At 75.3% G+C, this 970-nt stretch carries 1 protein-coding gene; it reads left to right on the top strand.

Going from position 1 to position 970, the window contains the following annotated elements; translation table 11 throughout:
* A partial coding sequence (gene rlmB, locus ABD644_RS22655; RefSeq protein WP_344691635.1) for a 23S rRNA (guanosine(2251)-2'-O)-methyltransferase RlmB occupies window positions 1-841 on the top strand: 841 nt, incomplete at its 5' end.
* Between the last annotated feature and the right edge of the window lie 129 nt (window positions 842-970).

The following is a 970-nucleotide window of genomic DNA, read 5'->3' as shown; positions in this document are numbered from 1 at the left end:
GGAGGCGCGCCCCGGCCACCCGGCCCAGCGGCTGGCCGCCGCCGAGGCCCGGGCCCGGGCCGACCGCGCCCGCGCGCGCCAGCGCGCCGAGGAGCAGCCCGAACTGCTGCTCGGTCGCAACCCGGTCGTCGAGGCGCTCCGGGCCCGCATCCCGGCCACCTCCCTCTACATCGTCACCGGCGACACCGGCCGGACGACCGACGAGCGGATCACCGAGGCGCTGGCCCTGGCCGCCGACCGGGGGCTGCCGCTGCTGGAGGTCGGCAAGGCCGAGTTCGACCGGATGTCCCAGGGGGCGCTGCACCAGGGGATCGGCCTCCAGGTGCCGCCCTACGACTACGCCCACCCCGACGACCTGCTCGACGTGGCGCGCGACTCGGGTCGCCCGCCCCTGATCGTGGCGCTCGACGGCGTCACCGATCCGCGCAACCTGGGTGCGGTCGTCCGGTCCGCCGCGGCCTTCGACGCGCACGGCGTCGTGGTGCCGCAGCGGCGCGCCGTGGGCATGACCGCCTCGGCCTGGCGGACCAGTGCCGGCGCTGCCGCCCGGATCAAGGTGGCGCGCGCGGTCAACCTGCCGCGGGCCCTCGCGGCCTACCAGGACGCCGGCCTGCAGACCGTCGGCCTGGCCGGTGACGGCGACGTCGAGCTGCACGACTACGACGGCTTCGCCGATCCGGTGGCCCTGGTGGTCGGCGCCGAGGGCACCGGCCTGTCCCGGCTGGTGCGGGAGAAGTGCGACGTCGTCGTCCGCATCCCGATCGATCGGGACACCGAGTCGCTCAACGTCAGCGTCGCGGCCGGGATCGCGCTGTACGCGGCCGCCATGGCCCGGCGCTGAGAGCAGGTCAGACATCCCATGGTGTGGGGCGTCAAGCCGCGGTGGCGGTGAGCTGGGGCCAGGCGGTGTGTTCGTTGTACTGGGTTCTGGTCTTGAGGCAGCCGTGGAGGATGCCGACCAGGCGGTTGG

Origin of the sequence: Blastococcus jejuensis (assembly GCF_039534705.1) — a bacterium.
GTDB lineage: Bacteria > Actinomycetota > Actinomycetes > Mycobacteriales > Geodermatophilaceae > Blastococcus_B > Blastococcus_B jejuensis.
The sequence above is the reverse complement of the archived record's forward strand: the minus strand, read 5'-3'. Positions and strand labels throughout refer to the sequence as shown.